Raw genomic sequence first — 16,814 nt, 5'->3', positions numbered from 1 at the left:
GCATGACCTATGGCAGTGGCACGTCGATGATGAACTCGTGGGGGGCTCCGTTCGCGTCCACGAAGCGGACCTCGAGCCTGTCCATGAACTGCATGGCGAAGGCGTCCTGGGCCAGCCATTGCTTCAACACCTGCTGGACCTTCGCTGGAGTGTAGGACGAATCGAGGAAGGTGCTGTAGTCGACGATGCCGACATTCAGCTTTCCTCCCGAGCCGCGCGGCAGTTCGGCGTCCTTGAACTTGAGGCGGGCCTCCTTCACCTGGGTCGTCAGCTTCGAGTCGTTGGTGATGGCCTCCCGCACCCGCTTCCACTCACGCCGCTCCAGCGGCGTCTCCACGTCGATGTTCTTGAGCTTGTTCTTGTCGAACGTCGACGACTGGCGCGTCGCGTTCATCTCCTCGTACGTGAGCTTCTTGCCCTCGTAGTAATAGATCTCCATCTCTGTCTTGCCGGGGTGGGTGGCGGACTGCCGGATGGCATCGTCCAGGCTGACCTCCATCTCCATCAGGTTGACGGGGGACTTGAGCTGGCGGCTGGTGAGGACGGCCCAGTTCTCCATGCCTGGCATGTCCGCATGGACCATCAGCTTGGCGGCGAGCCTTGCCACGACGGGGTTGGTGGCTCCCTCGGTGAGCATCTTGCAGAGGGCTTCCGCGGCATTGAGCCGCCAGGAGGGATGGGCCTCCAGGAACTTGCCCAGGCCCACCGCGGCGCTCCGGCCCGCCCCCGCCACCAGCTTGTTCACCAGCTCCGCGTTGATGCGGCGCACGGCGCGGGCCACGTGCCCCAACTCCTCCAAGGTGGCTCCGGCGAGCGCCTGGAGCGACGCATCGTCCAGCGCGTACAGCGCGCCCAGCACGTCGGGCGTGAGCCGGGCGGCGATGTCCGCGCCCACCTTCTGGCCCACGCGGGAGTTCTCCGCCTGCGTCTTCACCTCCGCCCGCCGGTCCAGCTCGGCCTTGGCCTTGGGGTCCGCGTCCGCGGTGGCCTGGAGGTCCTTCTCCGTCATGCCCCGGTAGCGCTCTTCTTCCACGCGCTGCTTGAGCGACTTCTCATGCGCGGCTTGGACCGCCTTCTGGAGTTCCTCCTGTCCGAAGCGCTTCTCGGCCGCGTCCAGCGCGGCCTTCAGCTCCTCGGGAGTGAGGGCCTTCTGGATGGCGTCCGTGGCTGTCTTCAGCTCCGCCTCGAAGCGGTCCGCGTGGGCCTTCGTCTGGGTCTCGGCGTCCGTGAGCGAGCGCAGCAGGTTCTCGCGCACGGTCTCCGGGACGTTCTGGCCGCCGTGGGTCTTCGCGACAGCCTGGGCTTGCTTCGCCGTCTCGACGAGGTCGGGGTGCGCGTCGATGAGGTCCTTGAGGGCCGCGTCGTTGGCGATGATGCGATTGAGCAGCTCATCGCCCGTCATCGCCTGGATGGCCGTGCGCGTGGTGGAGACGCCCTTGTTCAGCTCCGTCAGGGCTTGGGGCAGGCCCTTGCCCTCCTCACGCAGCTGGGCGAGCAGCTCCATCTGGATTTGACCGAACTTCGTGGTGATGCCCACCTGCTTCGCCAGGGCCTCCCGCGCCATGCGCAGCGCGTGCCCCACGTTCTGGTAGCGGCCCGGCAGGCGGATGCGCATGGACAGCTTGAGCGCCAGTCCGAGGGCGATGAGCGCCGCGCCGACGATGACGTTCGTCTGCGCGGTGGCCGCGCGCTGCGTCTGCTCCTTGAAGTCCTCCACCGTCGTGGATTCGCCAGCGGCCTGGATGCTCAGCTCGGCTTCCACGCCGGCCATCACCAGGGCCGCCACACCCGCGACGAGCGCGGTGGTCGCCAGCTGCACGACGTTCACCCCGGGCACGAACAGCAGGGCGACATACAGGACGCCCGCGACACCGGCGGCCCAGCCAAGGGTCTTGCTGCCCGCGCCGAAGCCCGCGGCCCAGCGGGCAAAGCCGCTCTTGTTCGGGTCCCGCGCGACGCGGACGTCCTCGGCCACGCCCTTCGCCATCTCCACGGGAGACAGCCCTTTGACCATGCCCGCGCCGGTCTCGCCGGGATGCTCGACCATGTACTGGAGTTGGATGTTCCGGAGCTTCGCCGCGCGAGCGCGCGCCAGGTCCTGCTTGCCTTGCTCGCCGAGCGTGCCGAACCCCGCCGTGTCGAAGTCCTTCCACGCCGCTTCCATCTGCTCCTGAAGGGAGGGCTCGCCTCCGCGCGCGGCCTGTTGCTGCTTCGCCAGCGCCTCCAGGTCCGCGCGGTACTTGTCGCGAGCGCCGAGGAACACGTCGACGGACTGCTCGAAGCGATTCAGGTCGCCCGTCAGCTGCTTCGCGATGAGCCGGAACAGCATCCGGTCCTCGGGCGACATCTGCTCCACCTTCTTGGCGATGCGCTGGAGTTGTTCCAGGTCCTTGAGCTGGAAGGAGGTCGCGCCGCCCATCAGCTCCTGCGCGTCCGGCGCGAGGCCCCGGAGCGCTTCGAGCTGGGCCAGGACCTCCTGCTGGATGTTCTTCCAGAGATCCGCCTGGTCCTGGTCCTTGGGGGACTTCCCGATCGGCTTGCCCGGCGTGTCGCCCGTGCGCTCCCAGTAGCGCCGGTCGGTCTCCGCGTTGACCTTGCCCTTCAACGCGGGGGGCAGGGGAGGAGGCTTCTTTTCTCCGCCGCCCGAACCCTGGGCGCCTTGCTTCGATTTCGACGCGTCTCCTTGTCCCGAGGTGCCACGGCCAAGGTGCGCGGAGAGCGCCTCGTAGGCGCCGACATCGAAGGACGCGAGTTGCTTCCCAGCCTTCACGTCCTCGGCGCGGAAGCCCGGGTAGTTCAGGTTCTGGATGTTCTGATCCTTCATGAACTGCAGGAGCTCTCTCGCTCGGTTCTCGCTGACGGAGAACACCTGCTGGAGGACGACCACGGCCGCCTCGTCGCGTGGGAGCACCCGCCTGACCTTGATGTTGAAGCGATATCTGTGTTCCCCCGGGGTCGGGTCCCCCTCCTTGCCCTTGCGGTGGAGCCGGACGGAGCCCGAGGTGCCGTGTCCCTGCTGGACGACGTGAGCCAGCTCGTGCGCGAGCAACCACCTTCCGGATGAGGAGGAGGGGTTGTAGTGGCCGGACCCGAAATAGACGTCCCGTCCATGGGTAAAGGCCTGCGCGTCGAGCTGTCGGCTCATCCGCGCGGCGGTGGTCGTGGTGTGGACGCGCACCGGCCCCAGGTCGTAGCCGAGCCGGGGCTCGAAGAACGTGCGCACGGGCGAAGGCAGCGGAGTCCCCATGCCTCGCGAGGCCGCCAACCGCGACGTCATTCCCTGGGGAAGGCCGCCGTTCGCCGGGGCTGAGGCTTCCGCCTTGCGGTCCACCGAGGGAGGGCTCCCACCGTCAGGGGCGTCCCGCATGTCGCGCGGGGCCTCGCCGGTGGTGAAGGGCACGGGCTCCTCGGATGCGAGGAGCTCGGGAGTCGCGGTGGACGCCTCGGGCAGGGCGCGGATCGCGGGCGCCGCGCCAGCGGCATCCGTCGCGGGAGTCGCGGGCGCTGTCACCTCATCCGCGAATCGGTCCGCCTCCTGCTCCGAGGCATCTCCGGGTTCACTGACCGCGCGCCTGGCCTGGAGTGGGGGATGGAGCGGAAGTCGGCTGAAGTCGAAGGCAGGCGGACGCGCCGGGGCCCTCCCCATGGCGGAGGGACCCAGGATCGGGCGGTGTGTCGACGATGCGCCTTCCCCCGAAGGCGACGACTCCGGACGAATGCCGTGGGAAGCGGCCCGGTGTTGCGGAGGGGCTCTCATATGCTGCCCTCGTTGACCGTGTGTCTGGAATGACAGACTACACCATTGTCTTCCGCGATGAAGAGAGCCCACGTGGGCTCATGTGCGAAGTGTCATGCGCACGAAAGCGTTTGCCGCCGGGGAGCCGAAGCTTGATGGCGGTCCCGTCGTGTTCCACGGCGTCCGCCATCCTGGGTCCTTGACAGTCCGCATTCGTGCATCCGTTGTTCAAAGCCAATGCACGCAAGGCCGAGCTTCGTCCTGTCTTTGGGATTGGATTCCCAAGGGCGGGATTTCCTTGAACTCACTGGAATGGTCCGTTGGGATGCGCCCCGCCGAAAAACACCTACACCTCGTCTCGAGGGGGAGAACCCATCATGAAGAAGGTCCTGATCGGCCTGGCGGCAATGGCTTCACTGACGGCTTGCGGTAGCAGCGTGTGCGAGAAGATAAAGGATGGGGTCAACAAGGTGACGAGCCAGGCCAAGGCCTGTGGCTTCGTGCAGGAAGATCCCGATGACACGGGCGAATACACGGACGCGCAGGAGAAGCTCTGTGAATCAGCCATGGAGCGCTGCTCGGACAGCGAAAAGAAGATGCTCGAGGACTTCGCTGACTGTGTGAACGACATTCCGGCCTGCAAGTCCGCCTCCGAAGCGGAGCTGGACGCGATGGGCGTCAAGTACAACAAGTGCGGGGTCGACCACCTCCAGGGCATCAGCGAGGCTTGCTTCAGGGTCAGGGCCGAGTAGTCCGCATCCGCCATCGCGGCGGCATGAAGTCAGTGCCACGCGCCAGAGTCGCGTGTCCCGGGATAGGGCCCTCGCCACTGCAAGCGCATCGCCAATCTCATGGAAGATCCCGCGGGGCGTGGGGCCGTCGGACCTCGAGCTGTTCCGCGAATAGCAGGTCCTGCGCCGGAGCGGACGGGTGCTCCAGCGCAGCGGTCGAGCGCGGTTTCGCTGGGATTGGATGTTTGTGGTTGATGTGGTGATTTGCATTCCTGAGGGCTGCCGGGAGATCCTCAGGCCTGCGGATGCGCCTTCGCGCGTCCGCTGAGCGAGGGAAAGCCATGTCAATGAATCGCGTCGTGTTTGCGAGTATTGCGGCCCTGTTCGTCTCCGCCTGTGGAGGAGCTCCCTCCGATGAGTCCTCCACCGCCAGGGAGCTGGGAACCCAGGAGCAGGGCATCATCTACACGTGCGACGGCTCGATGTCCTGGACTCGTTACTGGTACAGCGACATCGGGAAGACAGTGGAGGTGGGACGCGAAATCTGCAACTGCGACGGCAGCTCGGAGTCTAGTGGCGTGCGCGGTCGTTACTATGACTACAATGGAAGTGCGTCGAGTTGCTAAGTAGGTCGCCAGGAGTTCTCTAACAAATCGCGTAGCCAGAAGCCCTCGGCGGGGCAGTCGGCCTTGCGGACGGCGTTCTGGGCAGCGTGCCCCAGCCCCCAGCGAATGGCGGCGTCGACGTGCTGCCGGGACTTCTGGGCCGCGTGAAAACTGGCACGGTACAGATCTTATCGTGGACGATCAGGTCCATCACGCGGTCGGGATGGAAGTTGCTCACGCCCGATCGGCTCCAACGTCTGGTTCAACGCCGGTCCGCATTCTCGAGCAGCCGCTGCCCGGCCTTCGTGAGAGCCATGCTGCGCGATGTACGCGTGAGCAGCGGAATGCCGATACGGGCTTCGAGCTGACGCACCGATTGACTGAGCGCGGAGGTCGAGACGCCAAGGTCCTTCGACGCTCGCGCGTAACTCAACCTGCGTGCCACCGCGACGAAGGCGTTTAGAGAATTGAGCGAAGTAATCGCCATCGTTCAGAGAAGCTACACGCTCGATTCTCGGCCGGCCAGGAGCCTGACTTCTGTTCATCAGCGCGAAACCCGGAGCCTGCTCCGGGACGGCACAGACACGACCCAACCCCCCCACGAGGTTCACATGACCGACGAAGAGCACGCGGAGCTGACCGCGCGGGCCAACGACATCATCAAGAGCTGGGAGGACGACAGGTACGACAACGCCCGCGAAGCCTGGAGCGACGTCGATGCGGTGCTCGAAGAGCGCCAGTTCCTGGACCGGGACCTCGTCCGGCGGCTGGACGAAATCCAGAACGAAGCGGCCCGCATGGTCGCCAAGGCGCACCTCGGCGCGGACTGCTGAACTCAGGTCGGAGCGGCCTGCGGCTCGGCGGTCGGCTGGGATGCGACCTCCTATCAGCGCTCGGCGCCTGCGAGGGGCGCGTTCGACAGCGCCCTGGGCGGAGGCGAGAACTTCTGGCGGTAGTGGCGCACCCAGAGGCGGAGCCCCGTGACCCCGACCACCGTGGGGCCGAGGAACACGGCGAGCTGCATTCCGCTGATGCCCAGGTGCCGGGCATTCACCACCAGGACCGCCGTGAGCGTGCCGATGCCTGAGGTCACCATGGCGGCCATGTGCTGGAACCACCAGTGCATGCGCTCCCGGGGAGGCGTCAGCCAGTAGTACAGCGTCGACGCGCCCACGAAGATTCCCACGGGCGCGAAGCCCCACAGCAAGGGCGCGTTCATCATCACGCCCCAGGTCAGCGTGACGAGCCCCGTGCCGAGGGTGAGGCCGGCGATGCCCAGGTCGTAGACGCTCCGGTGCGCGGTGGTGCGCTGCTTCGCGCGCAGCACCCGGACTCCCAGCGAGGCCGCCGCCGCGCTCTGCGTGCTCAGGGAGATGAAGAAGAGGGCGACGGACCGCACGGCCGGATCCACGATGAACCGCGTCCCGGAGAGAATCAGGGCCGTGAAGGCGACGACCCCCATGGCGCTCACGTACACCCAGCCCATGCGCCGGTGCAGCGCGCCGCCCTTTCGAGCGAACAACGGCAGCCACAGGGTGATGAAGCCCACGACCCCCGCAGCGATGTGGAGCGAGCGGGCGAGCGAGTAGAACGTCATGTGTGTCTCCGACGAACTGCGAGTCGGTGGCCAAGGTACGGGAAGGGCGGAGGGGCCCACATCTGCGGGAAGTCACACCCCGCCCATGTGACTTCTGGCATATGCCGCTCTCACGACGCGGGCCCTATGCTGTGTCACATGGCCCAGAGGCACGGCGCTGTGAAATCTCCCTCCACCCGGCGCATGCTGCTGGCGGCCGGGTTGCTGACCTGGGGCGTCGTCGGCTCGCCCCACGTCGAGGCGCTGCTGCGCGGTGGAGTCCCCTCGCTCCTGTCACCCATGTCGCTGCTCTGGCTGGTGGCGTTCGTCGGTTTCGGCATGGCCTACGCGCGCAACGCCATCGCCGAGGATGACGGCAGCGTGCCCGTGCTGGCGGTCCAGTCACTCGCGGGACTCATCGCCGTGGGCGCCAGTCGCACGGGCGTGGATGGCGCGCTGCTCGCCATCGTCGCGGCCCAGGTGCCCGAGCTGCTCCCCCAGCGTCGAGCGGTGCTCTGGGTGGCCACGCAGTCCGTGGCGCTGGTGCTGGTGTACCTGTGCCTCCATTCCCTCTCGCATGCCCTCATCCAGGGGCTCATCTTCATCGGCTTCCAGGGGTTCACCCTGGCCTCGGCCGTCGTCATGGTGCGCGAGGCCCAGGCGGGGCGGGAGCTGGCCCGGCTCCACGCGGAGCTGCAGTCCACGCAGGTGCTGCTCGCGGCCCGGGAGCGGGAAGGGGAGCGGCTGCGCATCGCGCGGGAGCTGCACGACTCGCTCGGGCACCACCTGACGGCCCTGTCGCTCAACCTGGAGGCCGCGGCGTACACCGCGAAGGACACGCCCTCGGCCGAGCATCTGCGGCGTGCCCGCGAGGCCGCGCGGACCCTCTTGTCCGAGGTGCGCGAGACGGTCTCGGCCCTGCGTGACACGCCACCTCCTCTGCGCGCCTCCCTGCACGCGCTCGCCGCGAACACGCCGGGACTGACGGTCGACCTCGACATCCCGGAGGACCTCGCGCTCGCTTCATCCGAAGCGACACACTCGCTCATCCGCTGTGTCCAGGAGGTCCTCACGAACACGCTGCGCCATGCGCTCGCCACGCGGTTGTGGATTCGCGTCGAGTCCACCCCGGCGGGCGGGGTGCGGGTCGTCACGCGGGATGACGGACGGGGCGCGACGACTCCCACGCCCGGCGCCGGGCTCACCGGCATGCGCGAGCGCTTCACTCGACTGGGCGGGGACGTGGTGTGGCGCGCGGAGGCGGGGCGGGGGTGGGAGCTGGAGGCCTGGCTCCCCGCGATGGTGAGGGGGGACTCATGATCCGGCTGGTCCTGGCGGATGACCATGCCATGGTGCGGCAGGGCCTGCGGAGCCTGCTGGACCTCACCCCGGACCTGCGAGTGGTGGGCGAGGCGGTGGACGGGGAAGAGGCGCTGGCCAAGGTCGCGGAGCTGGATCCGGACGTGGTGCTGATGGACGTGCGCATGCCTCGGATGACGGGCCTGGAGGCCCTGCGCGCGCTGCGCCGCGATACCCCTCACCGTCGCGTGGTGCTGCTCACCACCTTCGACGAGGACGCGGCCATCATCGAGGCGCTGCGCGCCGGTGTGCAGGGCTTCCTGCTCAAGGACGTGTCCCTGGAGGAGCTCTCCGACGCCATCCGCCGCGTCCACGCGGGACAGACACTGCTCCCTCCTGGTGTGGCGGAGCGCGTCGCGCGCGGCCTGGCGGAGCTGCCTCGGGACTTCCCTCACGCGGAGCTCCCCGAGGGACTCACCCGCCGCGAACTGGAGGTGCTGCGCCTCATCGCTCGAGGATGGTCCAACCGGGAGATCGCCGACGCGCTCGGCACCGCCGAGGGGACGGTGAAGAACCAGACCTCCAGCATCCTGTCCAAGCTGGGCGTGAGGGACCGTACCCGCGCCGTCCTGCGAGGCATGGAGCTTGGTTGCCTCTAGCAGGTCGGGCGGAGCGCTTGCGTCACGAGGGGGCGTCAAGACGCACCATCCCGCCGGGGCGGCAAGCTACTCGCGGGTGGCGGCCACGACGAAGTCGAGGAAGGCGCGGACCCTCGCCGACAGGAGCTTCGCCGAGTCGTGGAAGTTGAATTCGAGCACCTGCGCGATGCCCTGTCCCGCGGAGGCACGCAGCGCGCATCAGGCCGAACGGATTGGCCCTCAGCGCGCCGTGCATGGTCACGGAGACGACCTCCTTACATGACCGGAGGCAGAGCCATATGCCTGCCAGCCAGGCTTCTCCAAAAGCCTGTCAGGCGGCCACCCGAGACATCCCCTTTGCGGAGACTATTTTGGAAGAGGGGCCTGCAGGGCCCGGATGTGAGGCGACGCATCGAATGAAGTCCTCCTGGCTCCCAAGAGCAGGGCTGCTGGCCGTGTCCGCAGGGGGGCTGCTGGTCGGAGGCGTCGCCTGGCTTCTCGGCGCCTCCCAGGTCGCGGACGTCGCATGGGCCGCAGGCGTCGTGCCCGTGATGCTCGTCGTGGCGGTATCCATCATCCAGGCCCTGCGTCACGGCACGACGGGAGTGGACATCGTCGCCCTGCTCGCGATGGGAGGCGCCCTTGGGCTCGGTCAGTACCTCGCGGGCGCCATCATCGCCCTCATGTACTCGAGTGGCGGTGCCCTGGAGGACTACGCGCGTACCCGCGCAAGGCGCGAGCTGTCCTCGTTGCTCGGACGGGCTCCCAAGGTGGCCACCCGATATGAAGAAGGGGGGCTCGTACAGGTGCCAGTAGGGGCGCTGGAGCCCGGGGACCTGCTGCTCATCAAGGGAGGCGAGGTGGTGCCCGTGGATGGCCTCGTGGCCTCCCCGGAGGCGGTGCTGGATGAGTCGGCGCTCACGGGCGAGTCGCTCCCCGTGTCCCACCCCATGGGGCAGCGCGTGCGTAGTGGCACCATCAGCGCGGGCCCGCCCTTCGAACTGCGCGGGCTCTCCACGGCCGACGAGAGCACCTACGCGGGCGTGGTGCGCCTGGTTCAATCCGCGCAGGCCTCGAAGGCGCCCTTCGTTCGCATCGCCGACCGTTATGCGCTGCTCTTCGTCCCGTTCACCCTGGCCCTCTCCGGTGTGGCCGGGTTGCTGGCCGGCGACCCGGTGCGGGCGCTCGCCGTGCTCGTTGTGGCCACACCTTGTCCCCTCATCCTCGCGGCTCCCGTGGCCATCGTGTCAGGGATCTCCCGTGCGGCCCGCCGCGGAGTGCTCATCAAGGATGGCGCGGCCCTGGAGGCGCTCGCTTGCACGCAGACGCTGCTGTTCGACAAGACGGGGACCCTCACCTCGGGACAGGCCCGACTCACGGCCATCGAAACCGCCGGCACCCAGGGGCCCGAGGAACTGTTGCGGCTGGGCGCTTCGCTGGAGCAGGCGTCCCAGCACGTCATCGCCAGCGCCATCGTCTCCGCCGCGCGCGAGCGAGGCCTTGCTCTCTCTCTGCCCACCGGCGCGAAGGAGGAGCCCGGGGTCGGCATGAGCGGCGTGGTGGAGGGACACCGGCTGCGGCTCGGCTCACCTGCCTGGGTGGAGGACTCGGAGTCGCTCTCGCCCTGGACTCGCGTGGTGCTGCGACGCATGGGGTATGAGGGCTGTTCCGGGGTATTCATCTCCATCGACGGCAGGTTGGCCGGAGCGCTCCTGCTGGCGGACGAAATCCGTCCCGAAGCGCCGAGGGCGCTGCGGCTGCTGAGCCGGGCCGGCGTGAAGCGGCTCATCATGGTGAGCGGAGATCGGGCGGAGGTGGCGGAGACGATTGGCGCCGCCCTGGGCGTGGACGCCGTGCTTGCCGAGCGCAGCCCCGAAGAGAAGGTCCAAGCGGTCCTTTCCCAGCGCGCCGCTGGCATCACGCTCATGGTCGGGGATGGCATCAACGATGCGCCCGCGCTGGCGGCCGCGGACGTGGGCGTCGCGATGGGCGCGCGGGGTTCGGGGGCCTCGGCGGAAGCCGCGGACGTGGTGCTGCTCGTGGACAGGTTGGATCGCCTCGTGGAGGGAATCCTCGTGGCCCGCCGCGCTCGCTCCATCGCCCTGCAGAGTGTCGCGGTGGGCATGAGCCTGTCCGTGGTGGCCATGGGGTTCGCGGCGGTGGGCCTGCTGGGGCCGGTGGTGGGGGCCGTGCTGCAGGAGGGCATCGACGTGGCCGTCATCCTCAACGCCCTGCGAGCTCTGGGCGGAGGCGGCTTGGTGCCTGCGCGCCATGGCCTGCCGGAGCAGACGGTGCGCCAGCTGATGGCCGAGCATCAGGAGCTGCGCCCCGTGCTCGAGCGTGTCCAATCGATGGCCGACCGGCTGGATGCGCTTGGCGCACGCCAGCAGAAGTCTGAACTGGTGGAGCTGGATGTGCTGCTGCACGAGCGGCTGTTGCCTCACGAGCGCAGGGATGACACCGAACTCTATCCCACGCTGGCGCGACTGCTCGGGGGCGAAGATCCGTTGGGAACCATGAGCCGTACCCACCGGGAGATCGCCCACCTGAGTCGCCTCTATCACCGCCGGGTGGTGGACCTGGGCGAACAGGGGCCGGACGCGCTGGAGCGGCGCGAGTTGCGGAGGCTCCTGTACGGTCTGGGCGCCATCCTCCAGCTCCACTTCGCCCAGGAGGAGGAGATCTTCGAGGCCGTCTCCTGAACACCGGTCGCCCGGGATGCGCCGCCCACGGTGACGGCGCGCGTTCCTCGAACGGGACCTGGACCTCAGTGGTCCCCTCAAGGCCGCCCAACAAGGGGGGGCGCATAGGCCCCCCAATCCCAGGTGCTAGCCTTGGGCCATGGTGGGTTCCCACGCTCATCAAGCTTGCGCGGCAGAAGGGCGCTCCCGCGTATGTATATCGAAGAGGGACAGAACCGGTGGCCCGCCGTGCATCGGCTCGACGCCGCGCTCCTCTACCGCCTCATCCTGGAGCGGAGCCCGGTCGGAGGTCGCTACCGCGCGGTCGGCAACTGCTTCGCCACCTGACCGGTGGTCTCCGTGACGACGAAACCCGCGGTGGACTTGGGCCGGAGAAGGCCGCGCGTGTTCCCCGTCGCGCTCGGTGGCATGGGGGCGAGCGCGGCGCCGCCGGCGGAGCCTGGGGGATTCAGCCCCGACTTCGCCGGCACAGGTTCGCGGAAGGCGGGGGGCTCACTCCGACGTCCGTTCGCCTGAGACGACAGGCCCCACGCGCGCGTGCGGCGTTACCAGTTGTGTTGGCTCCCGGGGCCGCTGGCGTGTCCGTCGTGGAAAAAGCCTGCTGTCGGTCCCCCCTGTCCGAGCGTGGCGAGCCGGACCGCGATCTCGGCTCCCTCGGCAACGGTCCTGCGGCCCTGGTGCTGGTTGAGATCCGTCGCCGTATAGCCGGGATTGGCCGCGTTGACCTTGATGCCGTGGGCCGCGAGTTCCTTGGCGAAGAGCACGGTGATCATGTTGAGCGCACTCTTCGACGAGTTGTAGGCGAGCAGGTTGACGCCGTAGTCCTCGCTCGTCGTGTCGAGCTGATTCGAGATCGAGCCCAGGCTGCTGCTCATCATGACGATGCGGCCCTGGCCTGACTTGACCAGGAACGGCAGGAAGGCCTGGGTGACGCGCACCGGTCCGAAGGTGTTCACCTCGTAGATGGCGCGCATGTCATCGAGGCGGGTCTGGCTCGGTGGCCCCCACTCGCCGGTGAAGATTCCGGCATTGTTCACCAGCACGTCGAGCCGCGGGCTGATCTTGCCGAAGGTCAGGGCCGCCTCCTTCACGCTCGCGTCGCTCGTCACGTCGAGCTGGAGCGCGTGGGCGTCGATGCCTTCCGCGCGCAAGCCAGCGGCTGCCTTGTCGCCACGCTCGGTGTCCCGGCAGCCGAGCCATACCGTGTATTCCTTCTGTCCCAGTCGCCGCGCGATCTCGCGCCCGAGTCCCTTGTTCGCGCCGGTGATCACCGCCGTCTTCCGCGTGCTCATGTGGCCATCTCCTTTGACGGGTCGATGTAGCCGACGAAGCGCACTTGATGCTGTCGTTGTCTTGCCTGATCCTCTCAATGCGGCTGAGGAGAAAAGCGATTAGGAAGGAGGGCGACGCTCATGACCCACCCGTTGAACGAACTCCGCGCGCTGGTCCTTCGCCACGCCTCCGCACCTCCGCCCGTACTCCCCGGCGTCACGCTTTGGTCCAGCCGCCGCCCCACGGCGCCGACGCCCACGATGTATGAGCCGAAGATCTACTTCCCACTCCAAGGCGCCAAGCGGCTCAGCAGCGGCGACCGGACACTGAAGTACGGGGCGGGCAGCTTCGTCCTCGTCTCGCTCGACGTGCCGGTCGTCGGGGCGGTCATCGAGGCGAGCGCGGATCATCCGTACCTCGCGGTGTCGCTCGAGCTCGATCCCGCGAGCATCGCTGCCTTGCTGCTCGAGCTTCCACCCGCGACGGTGGCGGACAGCTCGGACGCGGCGAAAGCACTCATGGTCACCCCCACCACCGAGGCGATGTGCGACGCGCTCTTGCGCATGCTCCGCCTGCTCGACGCACCGGCGGACGCACCGCTGCTCGCGCCGATGATCGAGCGTGAGCTGCTCTACCGCGTCCTCCAGAGCCCGCGCGGTGTCGTCTTGCGACAGATTGCCCGGGCGGACAGCCGGCTGGCGCAAATCCAGCGTGCCGTGAAGTGGATCCGCGCGCACCTCGCCGAGTCGCTCCCGGTGGAGACGCTCGCGGGGATCGCGTCGATGAGCGTGTCGTCGTTCCACCGGCACTTCAAGGCGGTCACCGGCCTCAGCCCGCTCGCCTTCCACAAGCAGGTGCGCCTGCAGGAGGCGCGTCTGCGCCTGCTCGCCGCGCCCCCGGGTGCGGTGTCCAGCGTCGCGTTCGCCGTGGGCTACGAGAGCGCCTCTCAGTTCAGCCGGGAGTACGTCCGTCAGTTCGGGATCTCACCGGGAAGAGACGCAGCGCGCCTCCGCGCCGGTTGAGCACACCCGGGTCAGGGAAGAGGTCGGCATGGGCGGACGCGCCGGGCCGACGAAGCCCACCGCGCGCCTGGCCAATCCGCATGATGACCGTGCGCGCCTCGCTCACTCGCCGGGATGCGTCCATGGTACGGCGACCGGCTCAGGCGCGGAGGCTCATGTGGTAGCATTCGGCCATGGCGGTCATCATCATCGTGGGAGTGCTCGTCGTGGCGCTCGTCGTCGGAATCGGGGCCCTGCTTCGGTGGACAGTGGGGGCTGACGTCCGGCGCGCCAAGGTGCTCGCGCAGGGGGAGGCAGGGACGGCGCGCATCCTCGGCTGGGAGCAAACCGGATTCAGCCACGGGCGCAATGACATCCTCCGCTTCTCGCTGGCCATTCGTCTGTCTTCCGAGGACTCCGAGTTCCAGGCCACGGCGGACCGCTCCGTGCGGCCGATGGAGGCGCCGCTCTTCCAGGCTGGGATGCGGCGACCGGTGCGCGTTCTTCGGGACGGCGAGCGCATGCTGGTGGAGTTCGAGTAGCGCGGGGTGCCGTCGCCGTCGAAGTGAACATTGTCTCCGCGCTCGGCGCGGATTGCTGGGAGCCTTTTCAGAATGATCCTTCGCGACGTCACGGATGCGGACCTTCCCATCTTCTTCGAACACCAGCGGGACCCAGACGCGCTGCGCATGGCCGCGTTTTCATCGCGGGAGCGCGATGCGTTCATGGCCCACTGGCGGACAAACGTACTCCGCCCTGAAAACGTCTCCCGCACCATCGTCATGGGCGGCGCGGTCGTGGGGAACATCGGCAGTTGGTCGCAGGAGGGCATGCGCCTCATCGGCTATTGGATTGGTCGCGAGCACTGGGGCAAAGGCGTCGCCACTCGGGCCCTGGCTGAGTTCCTCCTGGTCGAGCCCACCCGGCCGCTTCATGCGTGGGTCGCGCTCCACAACCTCGCGTCGATCCGCGTCCTTGAGAAGTGTGGCTTCCGCGCCCTGCTCGAAGAGAGCCCGGAGCACCCGGACGGAGTCGCCGAAGTCCTCATGAGGCTTGCTCCGACGGAGTAGCGTGGCTCGCTTCGCCGGAGGTGGGAGACTGCCATTCACTTCCGTGCCGGCAGGCTCTTCTGCCATGACGTCGGAGCGGTCGGACGGGTGACTCGCCCTCCATGCCCCACCGAATCGAAGGCGAGGTGCACGGTTGCTCGCTCGAGCAGGCGCTTGACGAGTCCGAGCAGGAGCGTGGAGCGCCGGAGCTTGACGCTGCGCAGGAAGTATCGCCAGTGCGCCATGGCGAAGGGCCTGGTCCTCACGAACCACCAAGGATTGGCGCTCCAGGTGCAGTCGGACATCGAAGCGCCCTGACCGTTCAGGCTTGCCACCCGGCTCGCATTCCAAGGCGATGCGTCGAGTCGCTTCAATGCCAGCGGCACTTCAAGCGCCGAGCAGCCACTGCCCGGCCGCGGCGCTTGCGGCGACAACCAGCCACGGCGGTGCCGCCCATTGCTCGAGGAGCCCGAAGGCCAGGAGCGCTGCCACGACGTCACGGGGGCCGCGCACGCTCTCCGTCATGACCGGAGTGTAGAGCGCCGCGAGAAGCACACCGACGACCGCGGCGTTCGCACCGGCGAGAGCCGCCCGTGCCCAGCGCTTTTCTCGCAGCCGATGCCAGAACGGGAGCGCCCCGCCAATGAGCAGCCACGCAGGCAGGAAGATGGCCAGGAGACACCACAGCCCGTTGAGCCAACTCCCAGCGCCAGGTTTCATCGCTGCCCCAAGATAGGCCGCGAAGGCGAACAGTGGCCCCGGCAGCGCCTGGGCGGCCCCATAGCCGGCGAGGAACTGATCATCGGTGAGCCAGCCGCGGGGCACGATCTCGGCGCGCAAGAGCGGGAGGACGACGTGCCCGCCGCCGAACACGAGCGAGCCGGCGCGATAGAGACTGTCGAAGACGGCGAGGTCGTGCGACTCCGTCGCGGAGGCGAGCAACGGGAGCGCCACCTGCAGGGCGAGAAAGGCGACGAGCGCTCCCGCTGCCGCGATATGGCCGCGTGTACCGCTGACGACGCCCGGCGGCGCCCCCACTGAGACCGTGCTTCGATAGAGCCACCAGCCGACGAGACCGCCGCCCGCGATGACGCCAAACTGGGCGAGGGCGCCCGGGAACGCGAGCAGCACCGCCGCGGAGCCGATGCACAGCGAGATGCGCGCGCGGTCGATGCACAGCCTCCTGCCCATGCCCCACACGGCCTGCGCGATGACCGCGACGGCCGCGAGCTTCAGTCCATGCAGCCAGCCGGCGTTGCCCAGGTCCGAGGCACGGGCGACGCCGTAGGCGAAGCCAATCATGAGCAGCGCCGATGGCAGCGTGAAACACGCCGATGCGAGGAGGGCTCCGAGCAGCCCGGCGCGCTGCATGCCGAGCGCGAAGACCACCTGACTGCTGGCGGGGCCCGGGAGGAACTGGCAGAGCGCGACCAGGTCGCCGTAGTGCGCGTCGTCGAGCCATCTTCGTCTCCCGACGAACTCGGCTCGCAGATACCCGAGGTGGGCGATTGGACCGCCGAACGAGAGGCAGCCGAGGCGGAGGAACGCGGCTGCTACTTCGAGGAGGCGGCTCGCCGTCGGCGGATGTGACCCAACAGGGGCGGTCTCGCGGCGACCTGACGCGGCTCCCTCGTTCTCCTGAGGCTGAGTGGGGGTGGACGTCTCGCTCATGACCTGCGCGTCCACTCAACGCACCAGGGGCGCGTTGCGGTCCTCGGTGCCGCGCGCGGCCCGGGCGCGTTCGCCATCGTCAGCGACAGCCCGACCCTGGCGAGGAGCCAGCCGGCGGCGAAGCGGTTCGAGGCGACTCCCTGTTGCGACAGGTCCATGCGCTCCTGGTTCAGCTTGAGTGCCAGCATGATGTGACCGAGCACCCCCGTCGTGAATGTGGCCGTCCGCGCGAGAACCACATCACCGGTTGTGTGGAACCACCAGGGGTCGATTGCGAGGACCGCGGACGCGGTCGAGCCCCCCACCTCCGGGCGCTGCGCGAGTTCCCCTCCTGTCGCGTACTGGCACCGAGGCGCTCACGGCTGGCGGCGACGTCGGCACCCTGGTGCGCGCCATCGAAGAGGGCCGCCAGCTGTTCTTGAACCTCCAGCGCGGCTTCCTCTCACCGCGGCTCGTCCACCTGCCGTTGGCGAGCACCGCGGCGCTCGGGCCGCTCCACGTCCAGGACTGAAGGACTCCGGCGTGCGAGACAGG

At 68.4% G+C, this 16,814-nt stretch carries 15 protein-coding genes and 1 pseudogene; 11 read left to right on the top strand and 5 right to left on the bottom strand.

The window, feature by feature from the left end; translation table 11 throughout:
- Positions 1-7 precede the first annotated feature (7 nt).
- Positions 8-3,511, bottom strand: coding sequence for an eCIS core domain-containing protein (locus tag GTY96_RS08370; protein ID WP_161664412.1), 3,504 nt, complete (start codon positions 3,509-3,511; stop codon positions 8-10).
- A gap of 602 nt (positions 3,512-4,113) precedes the next feature.
- Here GTY96_RS08370 and GTY96_RS08365 point away from each other — a divergent pair.
- Positions 4,114-4,488 (top strand): hypothetical protein, encoded by a 375-nt coding sequence (locus tag GTY96_RS08365; RefSeq protein ID WP_143899567.1) that lies wholly within the window; start codon positions 4,114-4,116, stop codon positions 4,486-4,488.
- A gap of 338 nt (positions 4,489-4,826) precedes the next feature.
- Positions 4,827-5,093, top strand: a complete 267-nt coding sequence (locus GTY96_RS08360) for a hypothetical protein (RefSeq protein ID WP_161664411.1) — start codon at positions 4,827-4,829, stop codon at positions 5,091-5,093.
- Between the two features lie 253 nt (positions 5,094-5,346).
- Here GTY96_RS08360 and GTY96_RS08355 read toward each other — a convergent pair.
- Positions 5,347-5,559, bottom strand: a pseudogene (locus GTY96_RS08355) (LysR family transcriptional regulator); the annotation flags it as partial.
- Positions 5,560-5,683: 124 nt separating this feature from the next.
- Here GTY96_RS08355 and GTY96_RS08350 point away from each other — a divergent pair.
- Entirely contained in the window at positions 5,684-5,905 is a 222-nt protein-coding gene (locus GTY96_RS08350) for a hypothetical protein (protein WP_161664410.1), read from the top strand.
- A 53-nt stretch (positions 5,906-5,958) separates the two neighbouring features.
- Here the strand turns inward: GTY96_RS08350 and GTY96_RS08345 are convergent, their stop codons facing one another.
- Positions 5,959-6,669, bottom strand: coding sequence for a DUF2306 domain-containing protein (locus GTY96_RS08345; protein WP_161664409.1), 711 nt, complete (start codon positions 6,667-6,669; stop codon positions 5,959-5,961).
- A 159-nt stretch (positions 6,670-6,828) separates the two neighbouring features.
- On the opposite strand from GTY96_RS08345, the gene GTY96_RS08340 reads away from it, so the two are divergent.
- The 4 genes from GTY96_RS08340 (at position 6,829) to GTY96_RS38210 (ending at position 11,614) form a co-directional block, all read left to right on the top strand.
- Complete coding sequence (locus GTY96_RS08340; protein ID WP_255442007.1) at positions 6,829-7,968, top strand: sensor histidine kinase; 1,140 nt, start codon at positions 6,829-6,831, stop codon at positions 7,966-7,968.
- Positions 7,965-8,606 (top strand): response regulator, encoded by a 642-nt coding sequence (locus tag GTY96_RS08335; protein WP_143899562.1) that lies wholly within the window; start codon positions 7,965-7,967, stop codon positions 8,604-8,606. The genes GTY96_RS08340 and GTY96_RS08335 overlap by 4 nt, the downstream gene beginning before the upstream one ends.
- A gap of 395 nt (positions 8,607-9,001) precedes the next feature.
- Complete coding sequence (locus GTY96_RS08330; protein ID WP_143899561.1) at positions 9,002-11,287, top strand: heavy metal translocating P-type ATPase; 2,286 nt, start codon at positions 9,002-9,004, stop codon at positions 11,285-11,287.
- Positions 11,288-11,479: 192 nt separating this feature from the next.
- On the top strand, positions 11,480-11,614 hold the full coding sequence (locus GTY96_RS38210) for a hypothetical protein (protein WP_255442006.1): 135 nt from the start codon (positions 11,480-11,482) through the stop codon (positions 11,612-11,614).
- A 218-nt stretch (positions 11,615-11,832) separates the two neighbouring features.
- Here the strand turns inward: GTY96_RS38210 and GTY96_RS08325 are convergent, their stop codons facing one another.
- Positions 11,833-12,579 carry an SDR family oxidoreductase gene (locus tag GTY96_RS08325; protein WP_161664408.1) on the bottom strand — a complete coding sequence of 249 codons (747 nt, stop codon included), beginning with the start codon at positions 12,577-12,579 and terminating at the stop codon, positions 11,833-11,835.
- Between the two features lie 120 nt (positions 12,580-12,699).
- Between GTY96_RS08325 and GTY96_RS08320 the strand changes: the two genes are divergently transcribed.
- From GTY96_RS08320 to GTY96_RS08310, 3 genes are all read left to right on the top strand, one after another.
- On the top strand, positions 12,700-13,581 hold the full coding sequence (locus GTY96_RS08320) for an AraC family transcriptional regulator (protein ID WP_143899559.1): 882 nt from the start codon (positions 12,700-12,702) through the stop codon (positions 13,579-13,581).
- 173 nt (positions 13,582-13,754) lie between these two features.
- Complete coding sequence (locus GTY96_RS08315) at positions 13,755-14,102, top strand: hypothetical protein (RefSeq protein ID WP_143899558.1); 348 nt, start codon at positions 13,755-13,757, stop codon at positions 14,100-14,102.
- Positions 14,103-14,174: 72 nt separating this feature from the next.
- On the top strand, positions 14,175-14,630 hold the full coding sequence (locus GTY96_RS08310) for a GNAT family N-acetyltransferase (protein ID WP_161664407.1): 456 nt from the start codon (positions 14,175-14,177) through the stop codon (positions 14,628-14,630).
- Between the two features lie 366 nt (positions 14,631-14,996).
- Here the strand turns inward: GTY96_RS08310 and chrA are convergent, their stop codons facing one another.
- Complete coding sequence (gene chrA, locus GTY96_RS08305) at positions 14,997-16,280, bottom strand: chromate efflux transporter (RefSeq protein WP_143899556.1); 1,284 nt, start codon at positions 16,278-16,280, stop codon at positions 14,997-14,999.
- A gap of 385 nt (positions 16,281-16,665) precedes the next feature.
- Here chrA and GTY96_RS38205 point away from each other — a divergent pair, with 385 nt between their 5' ends.
- The gene (locus GTY96_RS38205; protein WP_255442005.1) at positions 16,666-16,791 is read left to right on the top strand and encodes a hypothetical protein; all 126 of its coding nucleotides are present in this window, start codon (positions 16,666-16,668) and stop codon (positions 16,789-16,791) included.
- The last annotated feature ends 23 nt before the right edge of the window (positions 16,792-16,814 follow it).

The sequence above is a fragment of the Corallococcus silvisoli genome, from assembly GCF_009909145.1.
GTDB lineage: Bacteria > Myxococcota > Myxococcia > Myxococcales > Myxococcaceae > Corallococcus > Corallococcus silvisoli.
Note: the sequence above shows the minus strand (reverse complement) of the source record. Positions and strands in the feature narration are given on the sequence as shown.